The organism is Mesorhizobium sp. M0028, assembly GCF_040323855.1.
GTDB lineage: Bacteria > Pseudomonadota > Alphaproteobacteria > Rhizobiales > Rhizobiaceae > Mesorhizobium.
In genome coordinates, this window is record NZ_JAMYVG010000001.1 from 887,214 (window position 1) to 911,140 (window position 23,927).

The 23,927-nt window shown below is 62.3% G+C and carries 26 protein-coding genes; 12 read left to right on the top strand and 14 right to left on the bottom strand.

Annotated features, from left to right (window positions below):
- Nucleotides 1-79 precede the first annotated feature (79 nt).
- The 6 genes from NKJ93_RS04610 to NKJ93_RS04635 all read right to left on the bottom strand — a co-directional run bounded on the left by NKJ93_RS04610 (nt 80) and on the right by NKJ93_RS04635 (nt 6,110).
- Nucleotides 80-658 (bottom strand): invasion associated locus B family protein, encoded by a 579-nt coding sequence (locus NKJ93_RS04610; RefSeq protein WP_352481232.1) that lies wholly within the window; start codon nt 656-658, stop codon nt 80-82.
- 68 nt (nt 659-726) lie between these two features.
- Nucleotides 727-2,040, bottom strand: a complete 1,314-nt coding sequence (gene glyA / locus NKJ93_RS04615) for a serine hydroxymethyltransferase (RefSeq protein ID WP_352587797.1) — start codon at nt 2,038-2,040, stop codon at nt 727-729.
- Between the two features lie 296 nt (nt 2,041-2,336).
- Complete coding sequence (locus NKJ93_RS04620) at nt 2,337-3,590, bottom strand: L,D-transpeptidase family protein (RefSeq protein WP_023717271.1); 1,254 nt, start codon at nt 3,588-3,590, stop codon at nt 2,337-2,339.
- A gap of 338 nt (nt 3,591-3,928) precedes the next feature.
- A complete protein-coding gene (gene ldtR, locus NKJ93_RS04625) occupies nt 3,929-4,444 on the bottom strand; it encodes a transcriptional regulator LdtR (RefSeq protein WP_023674486.1) in 516 nt (171 codons plus the stop codon).
- Between the two features lie 203 nt (nt 4,445-4,647).
- On the bottom strand, nt 4,648-5,070 hold the full coding sequence (locus NKJ93_RS04630; RefSeq protein WP_352495304.1) for a DUF6163 family protein: 423 nt from the start codon (nt 5,068-5,070) through the stop codon (nt 4,648-4,650).
- A complete protein-coding gene (locus tag NKJ93_RS04635; RefSeq protein WP_352495303.1) occupies nt 5,067-6,110 on the bottom strand; it encodes an enoyl-CoA hydratase/isomerase family protein in 1,044 nt (347 codons plus the stop codon). Before NKJ93_RS04635 ends, NKJ93_RS04630 begins: the two co-directional genes overlap by 4 nt.
- A 194-nt stretch (nt 6,111-6,304) precedes the next feature.
- Here NKJ93_RS04635 and NKJ93_RS04640 point away from each other — a divergent pair, with 194 nt between their 5' ends.
- The 3 genes from NKJ93_RS04640 (at nt 6,305) to NKJ93_RS04650 (ending at nt 9,293) form a co-directional block, all read left to right on the top strand.
- Nucleotides 6,305-7,126, top strand: a complete 822-nt coding sequence (locus NKJ93_RS04640; protein ID WP_352495302.1) for a DUF2066 domain-containing protein — start codon at nt 6,305-6,307, stop codon at nt 7,124-7,126.
- A gap of 87 nt (nt 7,127-7,213) precedes the next feature.
- Nucleotides 7,214-8,245, top strand: coding sequence for a porphobilinogen synthase (hemB, locus tag NKJ93_RS04645; protein WP_023717267.1), 1,032 nt, complete (start codon nt 7,214-7,216; stop codon nt 8,243-8,245).
- 400 nt (nt 8,246-8,645) lie between these two features.
- Nucleotides 8,646-9,293 carry a dihydrofolate reductase family protein gene (locus NKJ93_RS04650; RefSeq protein WP_023717266.1) on the top strand — a complete coding sequence of 216 codons (648 nt, stop codon included), beginning with the start codon at nt 8,646-8,648 and terminating at the stop codon, nt 9,291-9,293.
- 51 nt (nt 9,294-9,344) lie between these two features.
- Here NKJ93_RS04650 and ppk2 read toward each other — a convergent pair whose 3' ends face one another.
- Nucleotides 9,345-10,265, bottom strand: coding sequence for a polyphosphate kinase 2 (ppk2, locus tag NKJ93_RS04655; protein ID WP_023717265.1), 921 nt, complete (start codon nt 10,263-10,265; stop codon nt 9,345-9,347).
- Between the two features lie 280 nt (nt 10,266-10,545).
- Between ppk2 and NKJ93_RS04660 the strand changes: the two genes are divergently transcribed.
- On the top strand, nt 10,546-11,589 hold the full coding sequence (locus NKJ93_RS04660; RefSeq protein WP_023717264.1) for an aldo/keto reductase: 1,044 nt from the start codon (nt 10,546-10,548) through the stop codon (nt 11,587-11,589).
- Between the two features lie 123 nt (nt 11,590-11,712).
- Nucleotides 11,713-11,871, top strand: a complete 159-nt coding sequence (locus tag NKJ93_RS04665; protein WP_023717263.1) for a hypothetical protein — start codon at nt 11,713-11,715, stop codon at nt 11,869-11,871.
- A 34-nt stretch (nt 11,872-11,905) separates the two neighbouring features.
- Here NKJ93_RS04665 and NKJ93_RS04670 read toward each other — a convergent pair whose 3' ends face one another.
- Nucleotides 11,906-12,181 (bottom strand): DUF982 domain-containing protein, encoded by a 276-nt coding sequence (locus tag NKJ93_RS04670; protein ID WP_352587800.1) that lies wholly within the window; start codon nt 12,179-12,181, stop codon nt 11,906-11,908.
- 96 nt (nt 12,182-12,277) lie between these two features.
- Nucleotides 12,278-12,940, bottom strand: coding sequence for a GntR family transcriptional regulator (locus tag NKJ93_RS04675; protein WP_352495300.1), 663 nt, complete (start codon nt 12,938-12,940; stop codon nt 12,278-12,280).
- Between the two features lie 168 nt (nt 12,941-13,108).
- On the opposite strand from NKJ93_RS04675, the gene NKJ93_RS04680 reads away from it, so the two are divergent.
- Nucleotides 13,109-14,368 carry a multidrug efflux MFS transporter gene (locus NKJ93_RS04680; protein WP_023717261.1) on the top strand — a complete coding sequence of 420 codons (1,260 nt, stop codon included), beginning with the start codon at nt 13,109-13,111 and terminating at the stop codon, nt 14,366-14,368.
- Between the two features lie 56 nt (nt 14,369-14,424).
- Nucleotides 14,425-14,796 carry a DUF423 domain-containing protein gene (locus tag NKJ93_RS04685; RefSeq protein ID WP_023717260.1) on the top strand — a complete coding sequence of 124 codons (372 nt, stop codon included), beginning with the start codon at nt 14,425-14,427 and terminating at the stop codon, nt 14,794-14,796.
- A 69-nt stretch (nt 14,797-14,865) separates the two neighbouring features.
- Here NKJ93_RS04685 and NKJ93_RS04690 read toward each other — a convergent pair whose 3' ends face one another.
- Nucleotides 14,866-15,009, bottom strand: a complete 144-nt coding sequence (locus NKJ93_RS04690) for a hypothetical protein (RefSeq protein WP_352587804.1) — start codon at nt 15,007-15,009, stop codon at nt 14,866-14,868.
- Nucleotides 15,010-15,072: 63 nt separating this feature from the next.
- Entirely contained in the window at nt 15,073-15,216 is a 144-nt protein-coding gene (locus NKJ93_RS04695; protein WP_023717258.1) for a hypothetical protein, read from the bottom strand.
- 166 nt (nt 15,217-15,382) lie between these two features.
- Here NKJ93_RS04695 and NKJ93_RS04700 point away from each other — a divergent pair, with 166 nt between their 5' ends.
- Nucleotides 15,383-16,465, top strand: coding sequence for a LacI family DNA-binding transcriptional regulator (locus tag NKJ93_RS04700; RefSeq protein WP_023717257.1), 1,083 nt, complete (start codon nt 15,383-15,385; stop codon nt 16,463-16,465).
- 22 nt (nt 16,466-16,487) lie between these two features.
- Here NKJ93_RS04700 and NKJ93_RS04705 read toward each other — a convergent pair whose 3' ends face one another.
- Nucleotides 16,488-17,660: an OpgC family protein gene (locus NKJ93_RS04705; protein ID WP_023717256.1), complete on the bottom strand. Its 1,173-nt coding sequence runs from the start codon at nt 17,658-17,660 to the stop codon at nt 16,488-16,490.
- A gap of 203 nt (nt 17,661-17,863) precedes the next feature.
- On the opposite strand from NKJ93_RS04705, the gene NKJ93_RS04710 reads away from it, so the two are divergent.
- The gene (locus NKJ93_RS04710; protein ID WP_352495298.1) at nt 17,864-18,538 is read left to right on the top strand and encodes an alpha/beta hydrolase; all 675 of its coding nucleotides are present in this window, start codon (nt 17,864-17,866) and stop codon (nt 18,536-18,538) included.
- 9 nt (nt 18,539-18,547) lie between these two features.
- Here NKJ93_RS04710 and sthA read toward each other — a convergent pair whose 3' ends face one another.
- Nucleotides 18,548-19,936 (bottom strand): Si-specific NAD(P)(+) transhydrogenase, encoded by a 1,389-nt coding sequence (sthA, locus tag NKJ93_RS04715; protein ID WP_023717254.1) that lies wholly within the window; start codon nt 19,934-19,936, stop codon nt 18,548-18,550.
- 209 nt (nt 19,937-20,145) lie between these two features.
- Here sthA and NKJ93_RS04720 point away from each other — a divergent pair, with 209 nt between their 5' ends.
- The 3 genes from NKJ93_RS04720 (at nt 20,146) to NKJ93_RS04730 (ending at nt 22,536) form a co-directional block, all read left to right on the top strand.
- On the top strand, nt 20,146-20,616 hold the full coding sequence (locus NKJ93_RS04720) for an RDD family protein (RefSeq protein WP_023717253.1): 471 nt from the start codon (nt 20,146-20,148) through the stop codon (nt 20,614-20,616).
- A gap of 136 nt (nt 20,617-20,752) precedes the next feature.
- The gene (locus tag NKJ93_RS04725) at nt 20,753-21,517 is read left to right on the top strand and encodes an arginyltransferase (RefSeq protein ID WP_023717252.1); all 765 of its coding nucleotides are present in this window, start codon (nt 20,753-20,755) and stop codon (nt 21,515-21,517) included.
- A 122-nt stretch (nt 21,518-21,639) separates the two neighbouring features.
- Complete coding sequence (locus tag NKJ93_RS04730) at nt 21,640-22,536, top strand: DMT family transporter (RefSeq protein ID WP_023717251.1); 897 nt, start codon at nt 21,640-21,642, stop codon at nt 22,534-22,536.
- Here NKJ93_RS04730 and NKJ93_RS04735 read toward each other — a convergent pair.
- The gene (locus NKJ93_RS04735) at nt 22,524-23,744 is read right to left on the bottom strand and encodes an AI-2E family transporter (RefSeq protein ID WP_023717250.1); all 1,221 of its coding nucleotides are present in this window, start codon (nt 23,742-23,744) and stop codon (nt 22,524-22,526) included. The two genes, NKJ93_RS04730 and NKJ93_RS04735, sit on opposite strands and share 13 nt — an antisense overlap.
- Nucleotides 23,745-23,927 lie beyond the last annotated feature (183 nt).

Genomic DNA, 23,927 nt, shown 5'->3' on the forward strand with positions numbered 1-23,927 from the left:
ATGACCGATCGCGTCTCAGAGATAGCGAGGCACGAGGAAAATTGCGAGAGCGGCAATCAGTTGGACGGCAATCCGCCAATCAGGGAGCGACGTCGCCGGTCGGGAAGCCGCAGGACGTGCCGAGATAGCGATAGGCCTTGGTGAAGCCGTCCATCGATATGGTCGCGACCGGCTTGTCGGCGAAGCTGACATCGAGGGCGCTGGTACGGCGCATGGCACGCAGTATGGCGAGGGTTGTCTCGGGCTTGTTGTTCACTATCCACTGGCCGTCGGCGATAAGATGAAAACCAGCCTTGATCTTGTCGTTGACGTCGCGGAACACCGCCGGGATGTTGTCGCCCTTAGGCAAGTCACCGTTTCTCACGGCGATGATGAGGCTCGGATAGCCCTCGGGCGGCAGTACGTCGCCATTCGAGATGGCTAGCGTAAGGGTGCCGCTGGTGCCGTTTGCGTCGAAAAAGACCGTCGAGGCGGCGCAGGTCTTGCGCACATCCTCACCGGTGTTGACCTCGTCCACCGTGGTGGACCACCTGCCGAAGGTCTCTGTCTTGGGTGCTGCCGGGGTCGGCTCGGTCTGTGCCAAGGCGAGGCCGGACAGCTGCAAGATAGCCGATGCCAGCAAGGCACCAAAGCCGGCGAAACGGAAAGTTGGCATCATTGAGCTTCTCCGCAGGTGCCTTGCTGTCGCACCGGGATTGTCCCGCACATGGAGGTCACTAGCGTCGGTCAACCAAGATACGGATAAAGCGGAAAACGATCCGTCAATGCCGCCACCTTGGCCTTCACGGCTGTCTCGACGGCCGCATTGCCCTCATCGGAATTGGCGACCTTCAGTCCATCCAGCACTTCGGTGATCAGCTTGCCGATCTCACGGAACTCGGCCTGGCCGAAGCCGCGCGTGGTGCCGGCCGGCGTGCCGAGCCGAACGCCCGAGGTCACGAAGGGCTTTTCCGGATCGAAGGGGATGCCGTTCTTGTTGCAGGTGATGTTAGCGCGGCCAAGGGCAGCTTCGGCGCGCTTGCCGGTGGCGTTCTTGGGACGCAGATCGACCAGCATCAGATGGTTGTCGGTACCGCCGGAGACGATGTCGAGACCGGTTTCCTGCAGGCTGGAGGCCAGCGCCTTGGCATTTGCGACGACGCTCTCCGCATATATCTTGAAGCTCGGGTTCAGCGCTTCGCCCAGAGCCACCGCCTTGGCGGCGATGACATGCATCAGCGGTCCGCCCTGCAGGCCGGGGAAGACGGCCGAATTCATCTTCTTGGCAATCTCCTCGTCATTGCAAAGGATCATGCCACCGCGCGGCCCACGCAGCGATTTGTGCGTCGTGGTGGTCACCACATGAGCATGCGGCAGCGGCGAAGGATGCACGCCGCCGGCGACCAGGCCGGCGATGTGGGCCATGTCGACCATCAGATAGGCACCGATCGAATCGGCAATCTCGCGAAAACGCTTCCAGTCCCAGATGCGTGAATAGGCGGTGCCGCCGGCCAGGATCAATTTCGGCTTGGTCTCATGGGCGGTCTTCTCGATCGCATCCATGTCGAGCAGATGATCATCCCTGCGCACGCCATAGGAGACAACCTTGAACCATTTGCCGCTCATATTGACCGGCGAGCCATGCGTCAGGTGCCCGCCGGAATTGAGGTCGAGGCCCATGAAGGTGTCGCCGGGCTGCAGCAGCGCCAGGAACACCGCCTGGTTCATCTGGCTGCCGGAATTCGGCTGGACGTTGGCGAAGTTGCAGCCGAACAGCTTTTTCGCGCGTTCAATGGCCAGTTCCTCGGCGACATCGACGAATTGGCAGCCGCCATAGTAGCGCTTGCCCGGATAGCCCTCGGCATATTTGTTGGTCATGATCGACCCTTGCGCCTCAAGCACGGCGCGCGAGACAATGTTTTCCGAGGCAATCAGCTCGATCTCGTGGCGCTGGCGGCCGAGTTCGTTGCGGATGGCGCCGAAAATCTCGGGGTCGGCATCGGCAAGCGTGGTTTCGAAGAAGGATTCGAATTTGTTCGACACTGCCGCTGCTGTTGCCATGGGCTGAAATCCTCAAGGTTCGGGGTCTGTCGCGCCATTAACACAGTTGCTTTCGGCCCGCCACGTTTGCTGCGCGAAATTTGCTGGCCGGATTGCGCCAGCGCCCTGAAAGCACATTATTTCCTCGCCTGCCGGCCGACAGCAGGGCTTCGCGTGATTTCCTGAACAGCGCCGCGTGGTTTGCATATGGTCCGTGGCGAACCGATTTTCGGAATCATGCGCAAAGCTCAGAGCGCGACGGCGACAATAAAAAAGGGCCGCCCTTCCGGCGGCCTTTTGCAAATGAACTCAGCTGTTTAGAGCGCGGATGTGATCTGCAGCTCGTTGGCCCCGTCGAGGCCGTAAATGTCGTCGCGGAACTGCACCACGCCCGGCCCTGTCGACCAGGCCGAGATGTAGAGGAAATAGACCGCCACCGGATTGGTGACCTGCACCGGGACGTTCTCGCCACTCTTGATCGCTGCCTCGAAGTGCTGACGGTTCCAACCCGGCGTATCGCGAAGAATCCAGGTGACGAGATCGCGCACATTCTGGACGCGCACGCAGCCCGATGAATCGAAGCGCATCATCTTGCCGAACAGGCTCTGCTGCGGCGTGTCGTGCATGTAGACGCCGTCCGGGCTGGGGAAATTGATCTTGACCGAGGCCATCGCGTTGCCAGCACCCGGATCCTGGCGGAAGCGGTACTTCTCGGCGTCGTCGGTCGACCAGTCGACGGTCAGCGGATCAACCTCGCTGCCATCCGGCGCGAACAGACGGATGTGGCTGTCCTTGAGATAGTTGGGGTCCTTCCGCATCAGCGGAATGATGTCCTTGCGCACGATCGAGACCGGCGCGTTCCAGTAGGGATTGACGATGATCTCGTTGATCTTGGAATTGACGATCGGCGTCTGGCGGTCGATCTTGCCGACGATCGCGGTATGGCGCAGCACGACGCGATCGTTCTCGACCGCCTCGATCTGGGCGCCCGGGATGTCGACCAGCACGTAACGGTTGCCCAGCGTGCCGGCGCGCTCGCGCAGCCGCTGCAGATTGGTCTGCAACTGGCCGAGCCGAATTGGCGCCGAAACATTCATCGCGGCATAAGAATATTGGCCCAGCGTCCCGTCGGCAGGCAGGCCATGGCGCGCCTGGAAGCGCTTGACCGCGGAGTCGACATAGGAATCGAAGGCTGTCGAAATGCCGGCGCTCTGCGCCAGATCGCCCGCAATCATCAGACGCTTGCGCAGCGGGACCACGTCGGGATCGTCGACGCCGAGCTGCAATTTCTTGGTGTCGGGAACCGGTTCCCAGCCGCCCTGGGCGACAATGTTCTGGTATTGCGCGACCGCCTGCTCGGTGAACGAAACGGTCTGCAGGCTGAAGATGGGCAGCGTCGAGGCCACCTTGCCGCCCTGGCTTGGGCGGGCGTCGAACTGGTCGTCCCAATTGCCGCGGGCCGAGGATTTCAGGATATCTCCGATCACATCCTGCGCGCTGGCGCGGCCGGCGACCATCGCCGCTGCGAGCGCGGAGGCTCCTGAAAGGAAGAAACGGCGGCTGGTTCTCATGGACGGTCCAGACATTCTTGCTACAATTCAACTCACCGGGCGGTCTCGCCCCAACTCTAGAGTTGGCTTCTTAACAATTAGCCAACCATGGCCCGCATCACTTCCGTGTAAAAACACATGGGAAGCGATTTGAGCACAGGACAAATGCACGGCTTTGGCCCCAGCATCACCCGCATCTTCGGTTCCACTGGAATATGGCGGCAACGTGGCTGTTGCTCGAATTTGGATCGGCCGGCCTGACGAAACGGAAAGACCGGTGCTTTTCGGCATCGGCCTTTGGTCCGCTCCGCGGGAGCGCTTCCGTGGTCCAGCTTCAGATCTTGATGCAGCGGGTGCGATTACATCCGGTATGCGATGGTATCGTTCCAGAACCGGTCCAGCCGCTGGAGGGCGCGGTTCATCTGCTTGAACTCTTCGGTGTTGATGCCGCCGACCTGCTCGATCGAGCCGACATGGCGCTCATATAGGCCGGCGACGACCTCCGCCACCTCATTGCCCTTCGGCGTCAGCGAAACCCGCACAGAACGGCGGTCGATGCGCGAGCGCTGGTGATTGATGAAGCCGAGATCGACCAGCTTCTTCAGATTGTAGGAGACATTCGAGCCGAGATAGTAGCCGCGCGAGCGCAGTTCGCCGGCGGTCAGCTCCGAATTGCCAATGTTGAACAGGAGCAGCGCCTGGATGGCGTTGATGTCGGAGCGGCCGTTGCGGTCGAATTCGTCCTTGATCACGTCAAGCAGACGGCGATGCAGCCGTTCGACCAACTGCAGCGATTCCATGTACAGCGAACGGATCGCCTCGCGGCGGTCATCGGATACGTTGGCGGTCTTCGCCGCCGGACGCGAATTGATCATTGTCTTTGCCTCTCGTTTGTCGCCCGGTGATTTTTTGTTCTTCACCTTGATCACGACACTATCGAATACTCATAAAATTCGACTTAAACGCCAAGGCTAACAAGAGCTTACCGGTAAGGGGTTTCGAAAGAGGCTTAACGGACGGTCACCCGAGCAAGGATAATTAACCTAAAGATTTAGCCACCGATCCTTGACCGGAATTGCTATCGCCGGGCCTGCCGCTTCTGGATCCAGATCACCACGCGGAATACGATGTAGAGCAGCGCCACCGCAAGATGCGAGGCGACGATCAGCAGCCGGTGGCCGAACAGCTCGGGGAAGCCGGCATACATGACCGTCTCGGTCACCGCGCAGATGAACCAGATCACCGGCCCCCAGGACGCCAGCATCCACAGGCCGGCGGCGGCGAATGGAAAAAACACCGCCAGCACCACCGCCGCCACCTGCCAGTGCACCGGCATCAGGTCGAAGCGCCACAACGGGCCGGGGTAAAAGCCGATCAGCCGGATCCAGTACAAGATGCCGAACAGCAGGCAGTAGCCGGCGATGACGCGCTGGAACCAGGCGAAGATGACCTCGACCGTCGAGGGCTGCAGCACCACGCGTCTCGAGGCGACGTCGCTCACAGCTTCAGTTCCCGTTCGCCGAGCGGTGCGAAATAGGCTTCGACGTCCACGGCGCTGACGTTATCGATGCCTGCCGGCCGCCATTGCGGCGTCGAGCCCTTGTCGATGATGGCAGCGCGGATGCCTTCATAGAAGTCGTGCCCGGCAAGCATGCGGTTGAGGATACGGAACTCCATTTTCATGCACTCGTCCATCGACAACGTCTGCCCGACGCTGATCTGGCGCCAGGCGACATGCAGGCTGGTCGGCGACCGGGTGCGGATGGTGGCCAGCGTCTTTGCCGCGAACTCGTCGGCAGTGGCTGCCCGCTCCAGGCTGGCGACGATATCGGCCAGCGACGGCTGCGCGAAATGCCTGGCGATGGCTTCGAGCGTCGGCATGTCGGTCTCGCGTTTGGCCGGGACGAAGCAGCCGCGCAGCACCGATTCCGGGTCGCCGCTTGCCGCCAGCCGGTCGAGAAAGCCAGCTTGATCCTCCGCTCTGATCGTATGCGTGGCCAGGCCCGACCACAAAGCGTCGCCATGGCGGATGCGGTTGCCGGTCAGCGCCAGATACATGCCGAAGCTGCCGCCGAGATCCGGCAACAGATGGCTGGCGCCGACATCCGGGAAAAAGCCAATGCCGACCTCGGGCATGGCGAACTGGGCGTTCTCGGTCAGCACCCGCTGCGAGCCATGGAAGGAGATGCCGACGCCGCCGCCCATGACGATGCCGTCGATCAGCGCGACATAGGGTTTTTTGAAACGGGCGATACGGGCGTTCAGCCGGTATTCGTCGGCGAAGAAATCGACCGGAGGCTTTCCTGCCCGGCCGGCCTCATAGATATGAAGGATGTCGCCGCCTGCCGAAAACGCCCTGCCCTCGGCCTTGACGACAACGACATCAATGCCGTCGTCACGCTCCCAACTGCGCAGCGCCTTGTCCAGCGCCTTGACCATGCGGTGGGTTACGGCATTGAGCGCCTGCGGCCGCGTCAGCGTGACGACGCCGGCCCTGCCCAATCTTTCGAAGCGAATCTCGTCGCCTCCGCCAAAATCCATCGCCAGAGAACCCTCCCCGCGCCCCGCCGGGAGTGAAGTGCTAAAGCGTGGCGCATGGCCGCGTCAATGGCGGGCACGCCAGCGCAGCCTCTGGCCCGGACCGGACGCCGGTGCTAACAATCGATGGCTAGAGGCAGCAATGACGAAAAAGTCATGGCAGGCGCGTTGCAACGCGCACCGACGGGACGTCGTCTATGATTCGATTTTCGCGCCCTGCGCTGATGGCAATCGGGTTGATCGGCACCTGCCTGGCTGGCCATCCAGCCTTGGCGACAAGCCTCGCCGAACTCTACCAGTCGCAAACCATCGTCAATGGTCAGGGAGAAGAACATCGTCAGGCCGGCTTCAAGGTCTGCCTCGACAAAGTGCTGGTGCGGGTATCCGGCGACCAGCGCCTGCCGGCGAAACCTCAGATGACAGCACTGCGCGACAAGGCCGGCAGCTTCGTCAGCAGCTTCCGCTACCGCGATCGCATGGAAGGTATTCCAAACCATGATGATCAAGGCACGTACGACCGGCCGCACGATCTCACTTGCCAGTACACGCCACCGGTGATCGATAAAGTGCTTGCTGAGCTCGGCAGCAAGCCGTGGCTCGGCGAGCGGCCGATCATCTCGGTACTGCTGGCTGTGCAAGATGCACGCCAGCATTTTGTCTTGGCGAGCGACGGAGACGAAAGCCCCTATATGGCAGAGTCCTTTCAATCGGCAGCCGGACCGTTGGCGATGAAGATCGTCATTCCAAGCAAGGCCGCTCTGGTAAAAACCGGGGCGATTTTCGAACAGGTGCGTGCGCTCTCACCCGAATTGCTTGCGAGAACTGTCGGCAACCAAGAGCTCTTGGCCGGCAGCCTAGTCTGGAGCGACAAGGAGTTGGGCTGGATCGCCGATTGGCGGCTTGCCATGGCCGGCAAGACCTACAAGTGGCAAGTGCGCGGCGTCAACTTCGACGAGGCATTCCGCGTCGCCATGCGGGGTGCTGCGCAGATCCTGTCAGGCAATGGCCAACCAGAATAGCGCCCGACAGGACCGCTGGCACAATCGTGTCGCATTGGTCAGCAGCGGAGGCTCGTGGTAAAAGTCGCCCGATCCGGAGTTTTGGCGATGAACAAATTCACCCCTGCAAAGCCTGCCGGCGCGCGCAGCGTCGACGAGATCACCGGCAGCCGGCGGCTGCGGCGCATGCGCAAGGCCGATTGGTCGCGCCGCCTTGTCCAGGAGAACCGGCTCTCGGTCGACGATCTGATCTGGCCGATCTTTGTCGTCGACGGCAGACAAGTGCGCGAACCGATCGCCGCCATGCCCGGCGTCTTCCGCCTGTCGCTCGACCTCGCCGTCAAGGAGGCTGAGCGCGCGGCTAAGCTTGGCATTCCGGCGATCGCCACTTTCCCCAATGTCGAGCTCGGCCTGCGCGATCAGACCGGTTCGCACATCCTCGATCCGGAAAACATCATCAACCGCGCCACCCGCGCCATCAAGCGCGCGGTGCCGGAGATCGGCATCATCACCGACGCGGCGCTGGACCCGTTCACCTCGCATGGCCATGACGGCATCTTGCGCGACGGCATTATCGTCAATGATGAAACGGTGGAGCAGGTGACGGCAGCAGCCGTCATCCAGGCGGCGGCAGGGGCCGACATCATCGCCCCCTCGGACATGATGGACGGCCGGATCGGTGCCATCCGCGATGCGCTGGACGCCAATGGGTTTCAGGATGTAGCGATCATGTCCTATGCGACCAAGTTCGCATCCGCCTTTTACGGCCCCTACCGCGAGGCGGTCGGCACCGCCGGCCTGCTCAAGGGCGACAAGAAGACCTATTACATCGATCACGCCAATTCCGACGAAGCGGTGCGCGAGGCCGAGCAGGATCTCGCCGAGGGCGCCGACATGCTGATGGTCAAGCCCGGCCTGCCCTATCTCGACATCATCCGCCGGCTGAAGGACGAGTTGCAGATGCCGACCTTCGCCTATCAAGTGTCGGGCGAATATTCGATGATCAAGGCCGCCGCCGCCAATGGCTGGATCGACGGGGAAAAGGCGATGCTTGAATCGCTGCTGGCCTTCAAGCGCGCCGGCTGCGACGGCATCCTGACCTATTTCGCGCCGGAAGTGGCTGAGATGCTGAAGGGGTGATGCGCCTCCGTAGCGCCCACATCGAGTAACGTTCCTTCGTCCAAAGCGCGACATGGCCACCGCAGGGCAATCGCTTCAGGTTTGCGCTGCCCCTCATTGCCCTGCCGGGCATTTCTCCCCGTATAGTGACGGGGAGAAAGACGCGTTCGCAAAAGATTTCGCCAATCTCCAGCGTTGCAAAAACATCGCCGAGGTTGCGGCCAGCCCCTTCGCCCCGTCACTATACGGGGAGAAGGTGCCGGCAGGCGGATGAGGGGCGGCGCCAACATTGAGATTGGTCATTCCAACATGATTTGGAAGCGATTGGCCCCGGCGATTCAAAAAACCGATTGCAAAATGCAATCAGTTAAGCTACCCGATAACTGCTTGCATCTCACAATTGGTTATCAAGGAGGCTCTCATGTCCAAACTTCGCGTCAGCGCTTTCACCTTGTCGATCGACGGCTTCGGCGCCGGTCCCGACCAAGACCTGAAGAACCCGCTGGGTGTTGGCGGGGAAGCCCTGCACGAATGGATGTTCGGCACCCGCACCTTCCGCAAGATGGTTCTCGGCAAGGATGGCGGGACCACGGACACTGACGAGGCGTTCGCCGCGCGCAGCTTCGAGAATGTCGGCGCCTGGATCCTCGGCCGCAACATGTTCGGGCCGATCCGCGGCGAGTGGCCTGACGAGAGCTGGAAAGGCTGGTGGGGAGACAATCCGCCATACCACGTGCCGGTCTTCGTGCTGACGCACCATCAGCGGGATCCCATTGTCATGGAGGGCGGCACGACCTTCTATTTCGTGACCGACGGCATCCACTCAGCGCTGGAGAAGGCGAAAGCAGCGGCTGACGGCAAGGATGTACGGCTGGGCGGTGGCGTTTCTACGATCCGGCAGTATCTCAAGGAAAAGCTCATCGACGAGATGCATCTGGCGATCTCACCTGTCCTGCTCGGCGCAGGCGAGAGCCTTTTTGCCGGCATCGACATGCCCAAGCTCGGCTACCGCTGCAGCGAGCAGGTCGCGACGCCGAAGGCCACGCATGTCATCATCGAGCGCGCCTAGCTTGTTGCAGGGCGCTGCCCACGGAGGCAGCGCCCCTCCTCGCTGCTTTAGTCAGTATTTCTCCGGCACATACAGTTCGCGCGGCAGCACCTGACGTTCGTATTCGGGATTGAAGACGCGCTCCGGTAGTGTGATCTCCTCGTGCGGCACCTCCTCATAGGGCATTTGCTTGAGGAGATGGTCGATGCAATTCAGCCGCGCCCGCTTCTTGTCGTTGCCCTCGACGATGAACCAGGGAGCTTCCGGGATGTTGGTGCGGGCGAAGGTTTCTTCCTTGGCCTTGGTGTACTGCTCCCAGCGCACGCGCGACTGGAGGTCCATCGGCGACAATTTCCATTGCTTCATCGGGTCGTGGATGCGCATCAAAAAGCGCATCTGCTGCTCCTCATCGGTGATCGAAAACCAGTATTTGACAAGCGTAATGCCTGAGCGGAGGAGCATGCGTTCGAAATCCGGCACGTCGCGAAAGAACTCCTCGACCTGATCCGGCTGGGCAAAGCCCATCACCCGCTCGACGCCGGAGCGGTTGTACCAGGAGCGGTCGAACAGCACGATCTCACCGCCGGCCGGCAGATGCGGAACGTAGCGCTGGAAATACCATTGCGACTTCTCGCGCTCGGTCGGCGCCGGTAGTGCTACGACGCGGCAGATGCGCGGATTGAGCCGCTGGGTGATGCGCTTTATGACGCCACCCTTGCCCGCCGAGTCGCGGCCCTCGAATACCACGACGAGCTTCTTCTTGTGATAGGCGACCCAGGACTGCAGCTTGATCAATTCGGATTGCAGCGTGATTAGATCCCGAAAATATTGCAGGCGGTCGATCGATGGCGGATGCGCATTCTTATAGATCTTGGCGATCTCCATCGACAGCGCCGGCTCAGAGATTTCCAGCTCATAATCTTCGTCGAGCGTGTCGGCGAGTTCCGCTTCCAGCCAGTCCCTGGCCGGGGAATTCTGTTTTATCTCGGTCATTTGCGCTGCTCCGCTTACAGGCCGTGTCGGCCGCTGTCAGGCGCTCTGCCGCCCGGCCCGGCGGCCGGAAATCGAAGCGCTGAACCGATGTTAGTATAGGCCAGCAATGACGGTTTTATTGCAGCCGCTGTTGCGCTGGCTGCGCGTCCAATCCGTAAGATGTGATCGATGTTGCCCTGCAACACGGGCGACAAGCGGAACGAATTATCCTACAAATGCCCGGTTCATTCAGGGCTGTCGTTTGAAACGCCCTTTCCCGATAAAATCATGAGGATACGACATGGAATACCGCACTCTCGGCCGTTCCGGGCTGAAGGTTTCGACGCTGACCATGGGCACCATGACGTTCGGCGGCGGCGGCGCGTTTTCGGCGGTCGGCAAGACCGACCTCGACGAGGCGCGCCGGATGATCGACCTTTGCATCGATGCCGGCATCAACGTCATCGACACCGCCAACGTTTATTCGAACGGGGTGTCAGAGGAGATCATCGGCGAGGCGCTCGGCGGCAAGCGCAAGGGCGACGTGTTGATCGCCTCCAAGGCGCGCATGCGGATCGGCAAAGGCCCCAATGATGAAGGCCTGTCGCGCTATCATCTGATCCGCGAATGCGAGAGGAGCCTGAAGCGCCTCAGGACCGATGTCATCGACATCTATTTCCTGCACGAGTGGGATGGCCTGACACCGCTCGAGGAAACCATCGCCGCGCTCGACACGCTGGTCGCGCAGGGCAAGGTCCGCTATGTCGGCTGTTCCAATTATTCCGGCTGGCAGGTGATGAAGGGGCTCGGTATCAGTGACCGTCATCACCAGCCGCGCTTCGTCACCCAGCAGATCCACTACACTCTGGAAGCCCGCGAGGCCGAGTATGAATTGTTGCCGATCTCGGTCGACCAGGGGCTCGGCGTGCTGGTCTGGAGCCCGCTCGCCGGCGGATTGCTGTCCGGCAAATATCACCGTGACCAGCCGACCGCCCGCCAGCTCAGCGGCTGGTCGGAACCGCCGATCCGCGACGAGGACCGGCTGTGGCGGATCGTCGACGTGCTGATCGATATCGGCAAGAACCACGGCGTGTCGGCAGCGCAGGTGGCGCTTGCCTGGTTGCTTGGCCGGCCCGCCGTCAGTTCGCTGGTGATCGGCGGACGAACCGAAGCGCATTTCAAGGACAATATCGCTGCTGCAAGCCTGGTGCTCGGCGATGAGGAGCGCACACGCCTCGACGTGGTCAGCAGGCCGCCCGTGCTCTATCCCTACTGGCACCAGCAATTCACGGCAAAGGACCGGTTCGGGCCCGCCGATCTCGTCCTCGACCGGGACGGCGCCTGAAAAAACGCCCTGAAGCGGGGCTCCCCGGACTGCGACGAGATATGGAGCCGATCGTGCCTTGCGGTGTTGTGTTTGTGGCCCAATGCTCCTAGGCAAAGGCCAAGCACAATGAAAGGAAACGATATGCCACGAGCACCGAACTACGGTCAGGAACGCAAGGAACGCGACCGGCAGAAGGCTGCCAAGAAGGCGGAAAAGCAGGCTGCCAAGGTCGCGGCCAAGGAGCGCTCGAAGCCCGAGGGCGAAAGCGAGTCCCAAACCAACACCGAAACGGCCGAGTGATGATATCAGGCCTGTCAGGCGGCCCGGGTCTCGATCAAGTCCCCGCTATGCCTCCGGCCGGCGCCTTGTCGCTGACGAAGACGTTCACTTCGCGGGCGGCGGCAATGAAGGCCCGTCTTGCGTTCATGGCCGGCTTGTCGCCGGCCAGCGCATCATGACAGGCTTGCAGCGCTTCGCGGTGCTTGGGGCTGCGCTTGCCGGGCCAATTGTTGAGGAGGTAGTCGGAAGCCTCGCGGGCCGTACGCAAGAGCTGATTGCTTCCCGCCGCGCCCTTGACGGTCACGGGTGTGTCAAATCGGTTGTTGTCCATCGCCGCTCTTACGCCATCGGCATTTGCGAAGCGAGACCGAAAGTAGCTTTCTTCGCTCATCTGCCTTTTTCGTGATCAATGGCCGCCGATCCTCACTCAAGCGACGACGGCAAATCCCCTGGCGCGCAGGCCGCGCCGGTCGTTGCGCAACGACGTGACCAGCCGGTCGCGGCTACCGTCGATATGAGATGAAAGCACGCAGGCGGCCCCGTCGGCATCGCCGGCCCGCACCGCCGACAGAATGTCATGGTGTTCGGCCCAGGCACGGCCAAGCGCTGCCTCGTCGCGAACCTCGAGCCAGCGGGCGCGCGACAGGCGCGTCATCGCATCACGAACCGCTCTGAACAGGAACTCGTTGCCTGACAGGCGCGCCAGCTCGATATGAAAATCCATGCCGACACGATGCCATTCCTCGCGCGGCGTCTGGTCGTCGCAGGAATCGAGCATCGCCTCGATGATTTCGACGGCACCCCTGTCCTGCAAGGCACAAGTCAGCCTGACTGCCGCGACCTCGACCGCCTCGCGATAGACGGCGATCTGCTCCAGCTCGGCAAGATTGATGGGCGAGACCGTCCAGCCGCGGCCGTCGCGGCAGATCAGGCCTTCGGTCTCGAGCCGCAGTAACGCCGCCCTGACCGGCGTGCGCGAGGCGCCGAAGCGGCTTTCGACCCAGCGCTCCGTCAGCCGCTCGCCGGGACCGATCTCGAGCCCGAGGATCATCTCGCGAAGCTGCTTTTCGACGTTCTGCATCTGCGACATTGGCGTTCCGTTGTTGGAGCCGGTTCATTGGCCCTCTGCTCACCGGCCATTACTGGCGATCACTTTGCAGGGACCGCATTGACAGCGACCAGCCTTGCGTCCATGACGGATACCAGTTTGGTATCCCAAAATGGTATCCGCAGCAACCCAACGACAGCAGTCTCTGACATGCCGCAAGACGCCACCCTCGCCGTGCAAGGCACGCATAACGTCCACTGGCGCCGCAATCTCGCCGTGTGTTTTGCCGGCTCGTTCAGCACGCTCGCAGCGATGACGCTGCTGTTGCCGTTCCTGCCGCTCTACGTCGAACAGCTGGGCGCCGAGGGCCATGCGGCGATCGTGCAGTGGTCGGGCATCGCCTACGGCGCCACTTTCCTTGCTGCCGCGCTGGTCGCACCCCTGTGGGGGCGGTTAGGCGACCGCTACGGCCGCAAACTGATGCTGGTGCGCGCCAGTTTCGGCATGGCGATGTGCATGTCGCTGACCGGCATGGTGCAGACTGTCTGGCAATTGGTGTTCTTGCGCCTGCTGATCGGCTTTGCCGGCGGCTATTCTTCGGGCTCGACCATCCTGGTTGCCATGCAGACGCCGAAGGATCGCTCCGGCTGGGCGCTGGGCGTGCTGTCGGCCGGAATCACGGCCGGTGCCCTGGTCGGCCCGCTGCTCGGCGGCGCGCTGCCGCCGCTGATTGGCATCCGCGCCACATTCCTGCTCGCCGGCGGCGTCATTTTCCTGGCCTTTCTGGCAACCACCTTGCTGATCAAGGAGGCCCCTCGCCCGGTTGCCGCCAAGGCCGCGTCAGAAGAAAAGGCGAAAGGCGGCTGGTCGCAAATTCCCGACAAGCGCCCCGTCGTCGCCATGCTGGCGACCGGGACGCTGTTGAGTTTCGCCACCATGTCGATCGAGCCGATCATCACCGTCTATGTCCAGCAGCTCATCGAAGATCCGAGCCAGGTCACGCTGGTCTCCGGCATCGTCATGTCGGCGGCAGCGCTCGGCGCCATCCTGTCGGCGTCGCGGCTCGGCAAGCTCGCCGACCGTATCGGCCACTGGAACGTCATCGTTGCCGCGCTCGCAGTCTCGGCGCTGCTCCTGATCCCGCAGGCCTTCGTCACGCAAGGCTGGCAGCTCGTCGGCCTGCGTTTCCTGATGGGCGTGGCGCTTGGCGGTCTTTTGCCCTGCATCACCAGCGTCATCCGCCACAATGTGCCTGACGGCGTCGGCGGCAATGTGCTGGGCTTGTCGATCTCGGCGCAATATGTCGGGCAGGTCGCCGGACCGTTGCTCGGCGGCTTCGTTGGTGGCCATTTCGGCATGCGCGCGGTGTTTCTCGGCACATCCGTGCTGATGGCGGGCGGAGCGGCCTATAACTGGCTGGTCCAGTCGCGCCGCGAACGCGACATGCTGGCGGAAGCCGGCAAATCCTGACACGGTTCGCGCAGCGCTATCTCAGGCGGTCGCCAGCAATTACGGAGGCCTGGAAAATGAGCACGGATGAACACGCGGCAGGCAGCCGCATTCTGATTTTTGCCGGCGGCCTATGCGGCGCAACCGGCGTGGCGCTTTCGGCGGCGTCGGCGCATCTCGGCGGCGCTTTCGTCGGTACGGCCGCGTCCTTCCTGCTCATGCATGCGCCGGTTTTGCTTGCCGTCGGGCTGCTCGGTGGCAATACCATCCTGCGAAGCGGAAGCCTCATCCTCCTCGTCGGGCTTCTGCTGTTCTCGGGAGATCTCCTCGCTCGCGACTTCCTCGGCTCGCGGCTGTTCCCGATGTCGGCGCCGATCGGCGGCACCTTGCTGATCGGCGGCTGGCTGGTGATGGCCGCCTCGGCGCTGGTGCGCCCGCGCCGCCATTGATGCGACAACCAATGGCGGCCGCTGCTCTTTCACCAGCCGCGCTCGATCCACGAGCTCTGTCTTGCCAGCTCAGTCTCGCGGACGTTCGAGCCGGACTTGCCCGTCGCGCTTGGTCGTCTTGACCACACGCCGTCGCTCCGGCCGTTCGGTAGCCGGCGAGATGCCCCAATAATTGCGATAGATGTCTTCGAACAGATGCCTGACCGGGTGCATGGCTTAATCTCCTCTAGCTTATTTGAATCGATCCAATCAGCAGGCGAAAAAATGCGCTGCCAATCAGCTCCACTCGCGTCGCTTCAGGAAACGCAGGTCGCGAATCCACGGACCGGTCCTGTCGCGCCGCTTCCGGGCCTCCGCGCTCGAGCGGATGCTCCAGTCGTTCCGGTAAATGTCCTCGAACAGATAATTGACGGGGTGCATGGCACTCTCCTCTTGTATCGATCCAATCGGTAGAACGAAAAACGCTCTTGGATCGATTCAAAGAATACGCGCCGCACCATAAATGTCAAGCAAAAATTTGAATCGATCCAAGGAAGGTGTTAGGTAATCGGCGATACTGTTGGACCGGAATCCCGGAGACAAACAAATGGCATCACTCACCGAAGGCAGCAGGAGGCCCATCCGGCTGGCCGACATCGCCAAAGCCGCGGGCGTATCACACGGCACTGCCTCCAATGTCTTCAGCCGTCCCGAAATCGTGCGCGAGGAAGTCCGCGAGCGGGTCAAGGCGGCGGCCGAGGCGCTGGGCTATGCCGGCCCCGATCCAAAGGGCCGCCTGCTGCGTGCCGGCAAGGTCAATGCGATCGGCGTCGCCACCACCGAGCCGCTGTCCTATTTCTTCGACGACCCCTTTGCTCGCGTGATGATGGCCGGCATCTCGGAGGCATGCGACGCCACCGGCGCGGGAATTGCCCTGGTGTCAGCTGGCAACGAGGAAAAACTTGCCTGGAACATCCAGAGCGCCCTGGTCGACGGCTTCATCCTGTTCTGCATCGAGGGCGGTCCGCGCCTCGTCGAGCTGACACGCGAACGAAAGCTCCCCTTCGTCGCGCTCGAGTTCGGCTCGCAGGACGACACGGTCTCGGCGATCAGTATCGACAATGTTGCCGGCGGCCGGCTGGCGGCGCACCATCTGGCGGTACTTGGACATCGCCGCTTCGCCGTGTTGTCGCTGGCCTTCGCCGACGACAGCACCGGACTTGTCTCGCCCGAGCAGGTCCGGACGGCAGCCTATACCGGGACCCGTGACCGCCTCCTCGGCTATTTCGAAGAGCTTTCCCAATTTGGTGTCGACACCGCCAAGGTGCCGGTCTACGAGACCGAAAACGACAAGGCGAGCACAAGGGCTGGTCTCGAAACCATCTTCGCCTCGGCGGAACCGCCGACCGCCATCCTGGCGATGTCGGACCGGATCGCAATGGTGGCATTGGAATGGCTCAACGCACGGGGTATCACGGTTCCCCGCGATGTTTCCGTCGTCGGCTTCGACGGCGTGCCTGAAGCCGCAATTTGCGAGCCTCCGCTCACCACCATCGCCCAGCCGATCGCCGAGATCGGCCGCCGGGCAGCGCGAAGAATCCTCGACTTCGATGGCACAGTGCGGCGAGAAACGCTCGACGTCGAACTTGTCGTCAGGGCATCGTCCGGACCGCCGCCAAGTACAGGCTGACTGGGCAGATCGGCTCCAAATCTTATCTATTGGCCGCCATGGGACCGATGCCAAAGGATGGACGGCCAGGCGGCGCGTTGCGGACCGGCTTGCCCTTGCCGGACCAGCCGATGGCGGACAGCCACTCCAGATAGAAGGCGAGCGCGAACTGCATGGCGATGCCGGCGGCGAGCAGCAGACTGTCATAGGCAATGCCGCCCGGGTTGATCAGCTTCATCACTTGCGCCGCCATGGCAATCACCGTTCCGGCAATGAAAACCGGCAGCGAGCGTTTGCCCAATATGGCGAGCGGATTGTCACGACCGGTGCGGAACAGGTTCGAGACGGAAGGCAAGGCGACGACCAGGTAGCTCATCGCCAGGATGTGCAGCAGTCGCGGCAACGACAGGAATGTCTTGTCGAAACCGGTCAGCACCACCGGCAGGTCGAGCCATGACACATGCCCCCACAGCGGGCTGTGCACCCAGACGAGCGCCGTGAGCACATAGGCGGCGGCGGCGCCGACCAGCCAGCGATTGACCGGGATGGTGCCGCCGCGCCGCACATGCAACACGCTGGCCATGCCGATATTGAACAGCAATTGCCATGACAGCGGATTGAGGAACCAGAACCCGGGCTCCGGGTAGTTCGGTGGCGCGATCTGGTAGATTCCGGCAAGCAGCCAAAGGGCTGCGGACACGGCAAGCGCCGCCAGTGGCCGATAGCTGATGAACAGCAGGAAGGCCGGCGCCATCAACAGCAGCGCTGCATAGACCGGCAGTATGTTGTTGTAACCGAGCTGATGGCCGAGCGTGACGATGCCGACCAGGACTTGTGGCGGGTTTCTGACGAGCGGCTCGATGTTGATCAGCGTCAGAAGGTCCGGCCGTTTCGCAAACACCGCCGCCGCGCAGAAGATAGCCATGACCACCATCGTCGTGACGATGTGGGTGACATAGAGCACGCCGGCGCGGCGCCACATTTTCAGCGTTGCAATCAGCCGGTTTCCCGGCTGGAATTTGGTGCCGTAGGCGAGAGCGACGGACATGCCGGAGATCAGCACGAAGGCCTCGGCCGCATCCGAAAACCCGAAATTCTTGTAGGTCAGGGTTTCGAAAACGGTGCCCGGCACATGGTCGATGAATATGGTCAGGAGGGCGAGAGCCCGGAACACGTCAATACGCGTATCGCGTTCCGGCGAAACTGGCATGGTCATCGATAAAAGGCCTTAAAGCTGGTTGTTCATGCCGGCATGCGACCACCCGGCGCACACTGCTTCGATCCCTCCCGCGGGGATTATATCGGCAAAGAAACGGACTGAAATGCGCCCGGTTCAATCAACTTTCGCGGAGCTTGAAAATATTTCGTTTTGAAGCCGGCAAATTAACGAAAGTAACGCGAAATCAAAAGGATGTAACTATGGCCGAGGAGAGCCTCGAAGACGGTATTTTGCAGGAAAATTCAGGCTTTTTCTACCGGCTCCATCGACCCGCCAATTTACCCGGTGACTGGCTGTTCCTGCAGCATGGATCGGGAGTCGATGAGACGACCTTGCTGCCGCTTGGTCGGCAAATCGCGCCGCATGCGGCGCTGGTTGCGGTCCGTGGCCGCATCCCTCAGGAGGGCGGGTTCCGCTGGTTCACGCGAATCACCCCGACGCGTTTCGAACAGGCGAGCATCCGTGCGGAGGCGGACGCATTCGCGGGCTTCGTCGACGGCATCGCGAAGCGCCACCGCTTCGATCTCAGCCGCGCGACCTTTGTCGGTTATTCGAACGGCGCCAATCTGGTCTCAAGCGTCATGCTGCTGCATCCGGGCCTGATCGAGCGCGCCGCATTGCTGCGTCCGATGCCGGTGCTTGACGAGGTGCCGCCGGCCGACCTGTCGAAGGCGCGGGCGTTGATCATCGCCGGCGCCGCCGACCTGACCTATGCGCCATTCGCGCCGGTGTTGGCCGCCCTGCTGAGTTCGCATGGCGCCAAGGTCGAGACCCAAACCATTGCCTCCGGCCATGAAATCGGCGATCCGGACGCCGAGATCGTCAGGCAATGGCTGGCGGATCCTGCGGTCGCCGTTGCAACGTCAGATCGATGAGCCTCGAAGCTATCCTCGCCCCATGCGGTTCCAGGCGTCCAGCCCGGCGATCTTGTAGGCTTCGGCCAGCGTCGGATAGTTGAAGGTGTTGTTGACGAAGAAGTCGACGGTGCCGCCGAGATTGATGACCGCCTGGCCAATGTGGATGAGTTCGGTCGCGCCCTCGCCGACGATATGGGCGCCGAGCAGACGGCGTGTTTCGATCGAGAACAGAAGCTTCAGGAAGCCGGTATTGACGCCCATGATGTGGCCGCGCGATGTCTCGCGAAACCGCGCCACGCCGACCTCGTAGGCAGCACCACTCTCGCGCACCTGCTCCTCCGACTGGCCGACGGTGGAGATTTCCGGCACGGCGTAGATGCCGTAGGGAAAGGTTTCGGGCGGCGGCGGCAAGGGCACGCCGAACGCATGGCAGGCGGCCACCCTGCCCTGTTCCATCGAGGTCGAGGCCAGGCTCGGAAAACCGATGACGTCGCCGGCGGCATAGATGTTGGGCGCGCTGGTCTGGAAGGTCTGCGGATCGACCTTGATGCGGCCCCTGGAATCGGACTCGATGCCGACCGCTTCCAAGCCCAGGCTGCCGACATTGCCGGTACGCCCGGCAGCATAAAGCACCATCTCGGAACGTATGGTGCGGCCGTCTGCCAGCATCACCTCGGCATAATCGGGTTTGGAGGCGATCTCCTTGACGGCGCTGCCCAAGCGGATGGTCATGCCGCGGTCGCGCATCTGATGGATGAAGTCGTCGACGATCTCGCGGTCGACGAAATCCAACATGGTATTGCGCGGCTCGACCAGCGTCACCGGAACGTCGAGCGCGGAAAAGATCGTCGCATATTCGACGCCGATGACGCCGGCGCCGATCACCGTCAGCGTGCGCGGCAGCCGGTCGAGCTCCAGCATCTCGTCGCTGTCGAAAATCCGTGTTTTGTCGAACGGCACGTCGCGCGGCCGGTGCGGCCGGGTGCCGACCGCGATCAGTGCATGGGCGAAGCCAACCTCGCTGTAGTCGCCGGTGTCGGTGGTCAGGCTGACCTTATTGGGGCCGAGGAATTTTGCCGCGGCGCGAGCGCTCTTGACCGTGTTGCGCATGAACTGGTGCTGCAGCACCTCGACCTCATGGTCGAGCGTCTTGTGCAGGCGCTCGACCAGATCGCCGACCGAAATGTCCTGCTTGACCCGGTAGCCGCGTCCATAAAAGCCGCGCTCACGCCAGCCGGAGAGGTTGAGCACCGTCTCGCGCAACGTCTTCGACGGTATGGTGCCAGTGTGTACCGACACGCCGCCGAGACGCCGGCCCCTGTCGACCACCAGCACCGACTTGCCGAGCTTGGCCGACTGCACCGCGGCGCGGCGCCCGGATGGGCCGCTGCCGATGACCAGCATGTCGTAGTCCATGTCGCCCCGTCCCCTCGGCTCGGCACCTTTTGTTGCGCCGCAGCAAGCTAACGCTATCCGCGCCATGAATTCAACAAGTCAGACGGCGCCGGGCACTCCGTCACCATCTACGGTGGCGAATGGTTCGATCTTGATTCCACCGCGAACCTTCACCATTTCATCAATACGCGGCCCGTGCATTAACCCGGGTTCGATTACGAGGAAATGACATGAACGCTCGCGTTCTCGACGGCGAAATCATCACCAGCAGGCTCGAAGACGTCCGCGCCTATGAGGGCGTGCGCACGCGGCGCATTCTCGCCTTCGTCATCGATTATTTCATCGTCGCGCTGCTCACCATTCCTTTCGCGATCCTGGTGTTCTTGTTTGGGCTGTTGACGCTCGGCCTCGGCTGGATGCTGTTTTCCATTCTCGTGCCGGCCGTCGCCATCCTCTACATCTGGAACACGCTCGGCAGTAAAGATCAGGCCACCGCTGGCATGAAGATGATGGGCATCCGGCTCGACCGGCTCGACGGCAGCCGCATCGACGGGTTGACTGCCGTCGTCCATTCGGTGTTGTTTTGGGCCGGCAATGTCATCCTCTCGCCGCTGGTCCTGCTGGTGAGCCTGTTTTCCGACCGCAAGCGCATGCTGCACGACCTGCTGCTCGGCACGGTCGTCAGCCGCAGCGGCCGCTGAGCGGCTTTGAAGCGCGGCCGCAGCCTTTGCGCACAAAAGTGAAGACGTCCATTCACACAGGCTTTCACAATCCTGTTGAATTTTTCGGCGTCCGCGCCAAAGGTAGAGCGATTCGCAGGAGTGTTTCCAAGGCTCGATGACGCAGCACCCGACCCAGTCGCCACAGTTCTTTCTGACCGCGCCCTCGCCGTGTCCCTATCTCGAGGGCCAGTTCGAGCGCAAGGTGTTCACCCACCTGGTCGGCGACAAGGCCCCCGAGATGAACGATCTGTTGACGCAGGGCGGGTTCAGGCGGTCGCAGAACATCGCCTACAGGCCGGCTTGCGAGACCTGCCGCGCCTGCGTGTCGGTGCGCATCCTGGCGCAGGAGTTCACCGCCAGCCGCAACATGAAACGCGTCATACAGCATAATTCGGATCTGGTCGGCGCCATGCACGACGCCGAACCCTCCACCGAGCAGTATTCGCTGTTCCGCAGCTATCTCGACGCCCGCCACCGCCGTGGCGGCATGTCCGATATGACCGTGCTCGACTACGCCATGATGGTCGAGGATACCCATGTCGACACCAAGGTCATCGAATACCGTCGCCGCGGACCTGACAGCTTCATCACCGGCAAGGGTCAGGGCGAACTGATCGCCGTGGCGCTCACCGACAAGATGGCCGATGGCCTGTCGATGGTCTATTCCTACTTCAACCCGGATTTCGAGGACCGTTCCCTCGGCACCTTCATGATCCTCGACCACATCGCCCGCGCCAGGGCGATGGGCCTGCCCCATGTCTACCTGGGCTACTGGGTCAACGGCTCGCGCAAGATGAATTATAAGATGCGCTTCCAGCCGCAGGAGCATCTCGGCCCGAAAGGCTGGGAACGCTACAATCACGAAGCGGTTTCGCGCTGATTTCCGCTTTCGGTATTCACCCTTAAATTGTTTCGAGGAGGATGCCGCTGGGCTTCCGGCCGATCGGCGGAAGACCGGGCGGGTCAATTTTGCGCCTCCAAGCCTATCGCGAGAATTGCTGCATGTCTTCCCACAACGACCACCAGAGAGGCCTTCTGATCACCGCCATCGGCGGGTTGACGCTGACCGTCGACATTCCGCTGATCCGGCTCGCCGACGGCGAGGCATGGACGATCCTGCTCTTGCGCACCGGCACGACCTTCGTCGCCACGCTCGTCATCTGGGCCATCTGGCGCTCGCTGAGCGCAAAGGCACCGCAGCTTATCCCGGGCTGGTCAGGGCTCATCGTTGCCGCCCTCTACGGACTCGGCTCGATCGCCTTCATCACCGGCGTCTACAACACCTCGACCGCCAACCTCGTTTTCATCCTGGCCTTCACCACCATGTTCGCGGCCCTTTTGTCGTGGCTATTCCTGAAGGAGAGGCCACAGCCCCTGACGGTCGCAGCGCTGGCATTGATGATCGCCGGCGTCGTGATGATTGTCGGTGATTCCGTCGGAACCGGGCATCTCTTCGGCGACCTGATGGCACTATGCTCCGCCTTCATGATCGCCGCGGCCATCACCATCTCGCGCGCCAGCGGCAAGGATATGGGCTTCACCGCGCTGATCGGAGTCGTGCTGCCACTGGCCATCGCCGCCCTGATGGTTTCCAAGGTGGGTTTTCACGTCAACGCACCGTGGTGGATCGTCTTCAACGGCGCCGTCATCATGCCGATCTCGTTCTTCTGCCTCGCCAACGGTCCGAAATACATTTCCGGGCCGGAAGTGGCGATGTTCTACCTGTTAGAAACCGTGCTGGCGCCGGTCTGGGTGTGGATGATCTTCGCCGAGACCCCGTCGCGCAACAGCCTGATCGGCGGCACGATCCTCATCGTCACCTTGATCGGCCATTCGCTCTGGCAGTTGCACGAGGGGCGTAAGCGCCGCGCCACGCTCGCCGTCAGTCACCCGGCCTGATTCTTTTTCGCGGCGGCGCGTTCGGCGACAATTTCGATCTGCGGCGGTGCATCTTCCTGCTCCGCCGGTTCGGCGGCAGCGAGTTCATCGGTCAGCTCCACCTCGCGCAGCCATTCGCGCCAGATCGCGACCAGCAGGGCCATCAGCACCGGGCCGATGAACAGGCCGAGAAAGCCCATTGTCTTGACGCCGCCGATCAGGCCGAAGAAAGTCGGCAGGAAGGGCAGCTTTATCGGCCCGCCAACCAGCTTCGGGCGCAATGTCTTGTCGACGACGAAGAGTTCGACGGCGCCCCAGATGAACAGCGCCAGGCCGGCCATCGGCGAGCCGCTGGCGGCGAGATAAATCGAGACCAGCGTGAACGACAGCGGCGCGCCGCCGGGGATCAGCGCCATGATGCCGGTCAGTGCGCCGAGCGTCACCGGCGACGGCACGCCGGCCAACCAGTAAGCGATGCCCAGCACCAGCCCTTCGCCGATGGCGATAACCGTCATGCCGGTGACGGTCGAGGAGATCGTCGCCGGCACCACGCGTGAGATCCGTTCCCATCTGGCCGGCAGGATGCGTTCGCCGAGGCGATCGACCTGCCCGGCGAAATGCTCGCCGTCGCGATAGGCGAAGAACAGCGCGATCATCATGAACAGCAGCGTCAGCAAAAGGCCGAAGGCGCTGCCGCCGGCGGCAAGCACGCCGCGATAGATGCTGCCGATATTGGCGCCGCTGATCAGCTGGATCAGTTCGCCGATACCGCCTGGATGGCCAACGTTGACCGTCCATTGTTCATTGAGCCATTCGCCTACCACAGGCAGCGTGGCGATCCAGTGCGGCGTCGGCGCGCCGTAGCGGTTGGTCTCGATCGCCCAGCCGACCCATTCGCGCACCTCGTTGATGGCATAGGTGCCGGCAAGCGCGATCGGCACCACCAGGAAGGTCAGGATGAACAGGATCGCAAGGGTCGCGGCGATCGTGCGGTTGCCGCCGACGCCGGCGAGCAGCCGCCGATAGAGCGGCCAGCTGGCGAAAGCGATCACCAGGGCGGCAAGGACCGGGAATAGGAAGCCGTGGAAGAAATAAACGCCGGCGGCGACGATCAGCACCAGGAGCCAGCGCGCCGCCGACAGCGGCGGAATGACAGCGGCCCTGAGCGGCGTCGACAGGCCAAACAGGCGCTGCTGCCGCTCCGGCTTCTGTATCCTGACTTCCTTCAAGCGACTACCTCCCCAACGCCCGTGTCGTTCAGATGCGTTATCCCCGCGATTTCCCATGGCGAAGCTTATGCACTGATATAGTGCAGCAATCGTGACGGCATTCCAATTTGGTCGAAAGGAGCCCGAAACAAAAAACCCGCCTTGGGAGGCGGGTCGTCGGTGCGAATCAGCACCATAGTGAAA

Excerpts from the sequence above, each read along its gene's own strand:
- NKJ93_RS04610 (WP_352481232.1), bottom strand. The coding sequence starts at position 658 with ATGATGCCAACTTTCCGTTTCGCCGGCTTTGGTGCCTTGCTGGCATCG.
- glyA (WP_352587797.1), bottom strand. The coding sequence starts at position 2,040 with ATGGCAACAGCAGCGGCAGTGTCGAACAAATTCGAATCCTTCTTCGAA.
- NKJ93_RS04620 (WP_023717271.1), bottom strand. The coding sequence starts at position 3,590 with ATGAGAACCAGCCGCCGTTTCTTCCTTTCAGGAGCCTCCGCGCTCGCA.
- ldtR (WP_023674486.1), bottom strand. The coding sequence starts at position 4,444 with ATGATCAATTCGCGTCCGGCGGCGAAGACCGCCAACGTATCCGATGAC.
- NKJ93_RS04635 (WP_352495303.1), bottom strand. The coding sequence starts at position 6,110 with ATGGATTTTGGCGGAGGCGACGAGATTCGCTTCGAAAGATTGGGCAGG.
- NKJ93_RS04640 (WP_352495302.1), top strand. The coding sequence starts at position 6,305 with ATGATTCGATTTTCGCGCCCTGCGCTGATGGCAATCGGGTTGATCGGC.
- hemB (WP_023717267.1), top strand. The coding sequence starts at position 7,214 with ATGAACAAATTCACCCCTGCAAAGCCTGCCGGCGCGCGCAGCGTCGAC.
- NKJ93_RS04650 (WP_023717266.1), top strand. The coding sequence starts at position 8,646 with ATGTCCAAACTTCGCGTCAGCGCTTTCACCTTGTCGATCGACGGCTTC.
- ppk2 (WP_023717265.1), bottom strand. The coding sequence starts at position 10,265 with ATGACCGAGATAAAACAGAATTCCCCGGCCAGGGACTGGCTGGAAGCG.
- NKJ93_RS04660 (WP_023717264.1), top strand. The coding sequence starts at position 10,546 with ATGGAATACCGCACTCTCGGCCGTTCCGGGCTGAAGGTTTCGACGCTG.
- NKJ93_RS04665 (WP_023717263.1), top strand. The coding sequence starts at position 11,713 with ATGCCACGAGCACCGAACTACGGTCAGGAACGCAAGGAACGCGACCGG.
- NKJ93_RS04670 (WP_352587800.1), bottom strand. The coding sequence starts at position 12,181 with ATGGACAACAACCGATTTGACACACCCGTGACCGTCAAGGGCGCGGCG.
- NKJ93_RS04675 (WP_352495300.1), bottom strand. The coding sequence starts at position 12,940 with ATGTCGCAGATGCAGAACGTCGAAAAGCAGCTTCGCGAGATGATCCTC.
- NKJ93_RS04680 (WP_023717261.1), top strand. The coding sequence starts at position 13,109 with ATGCCGCAAGACGCCACCCTCGCCGTGCAAGGCACGCATAACGTCCAC.
- NKJ93_RS04685 (WP_023717260.1), top strand. The coding sequence starts at position 14,425 with ATGAGCACGGATGAACACGCGGCAGGCAGCCGCATTCTGATTTTTGCC.
- NKJ93_RS04690 (WP_352587804.1), bottom strand. The coding sequence starts at position 15,009 with ATGCACCCGGTCAGGCATCTGTTCGAAGACATCTATCGCAATTATTGG.
- NKJ93_RS04695 (WP_023717258.1), bottom strand. The coding sequence starts at position 15,216 with ATGCACCCCGTCAATTATCTGTTCGAGGACATTTACCGGAACGACTGG.
- NKJ93_RS04700 (WP_023717257.1), top strand. The coding sequence starts at position 15,383 with ATGGCATCACTCACCGAAGGCAGCAGGAGGCCCATCCGGCTGGCCGAC.
- NKJ93_RS04705 (WP_023717256.1), bottom strand. The coding sequence starts at position 17,660 with ATGACCATGCCAGTTTCGCCGGAACGCGATACGCGTATTGACGTGTTC.
- NKJ93_RS04710 (WP_352495298.1), top strand. The coding sequence starts at position 17,864 with ATGGCCGAGGAGAGCCTCGAAGACGGTATTTTGCAGGAAAATTCAGGC.
- sthA (WP_023717254.1), bottom strand. The coding sequence starts at position 19,936 with ATGGACTACGACATGCTGGTCATCGGCAGCGGCCCATCCGGGCGCCGC.
- NKJ93_RS04720 (WP_023717253.1), top strand. The coding sequence starts at position 20,146 with ATGAACGCTCGCGTTCTCGACGGCGAAATCATCACCAGCAGGCTCGAA.
- NKJ93_RS04725 (WP_023717252.1), top strand. The coding sequence starts at position 20,753 with ATGACGCAGCACCCGACCCAGTCGCCACAGTTCTTTCTGACCGCGCCC.
- NKJ93_RS04730 (WP_023717251.1), top strand. The coding sequence starts at position 21,640 with ATGTCTTCCCACAACGACCACCAGAGAGGCCTTCTGATCACCGCCATC.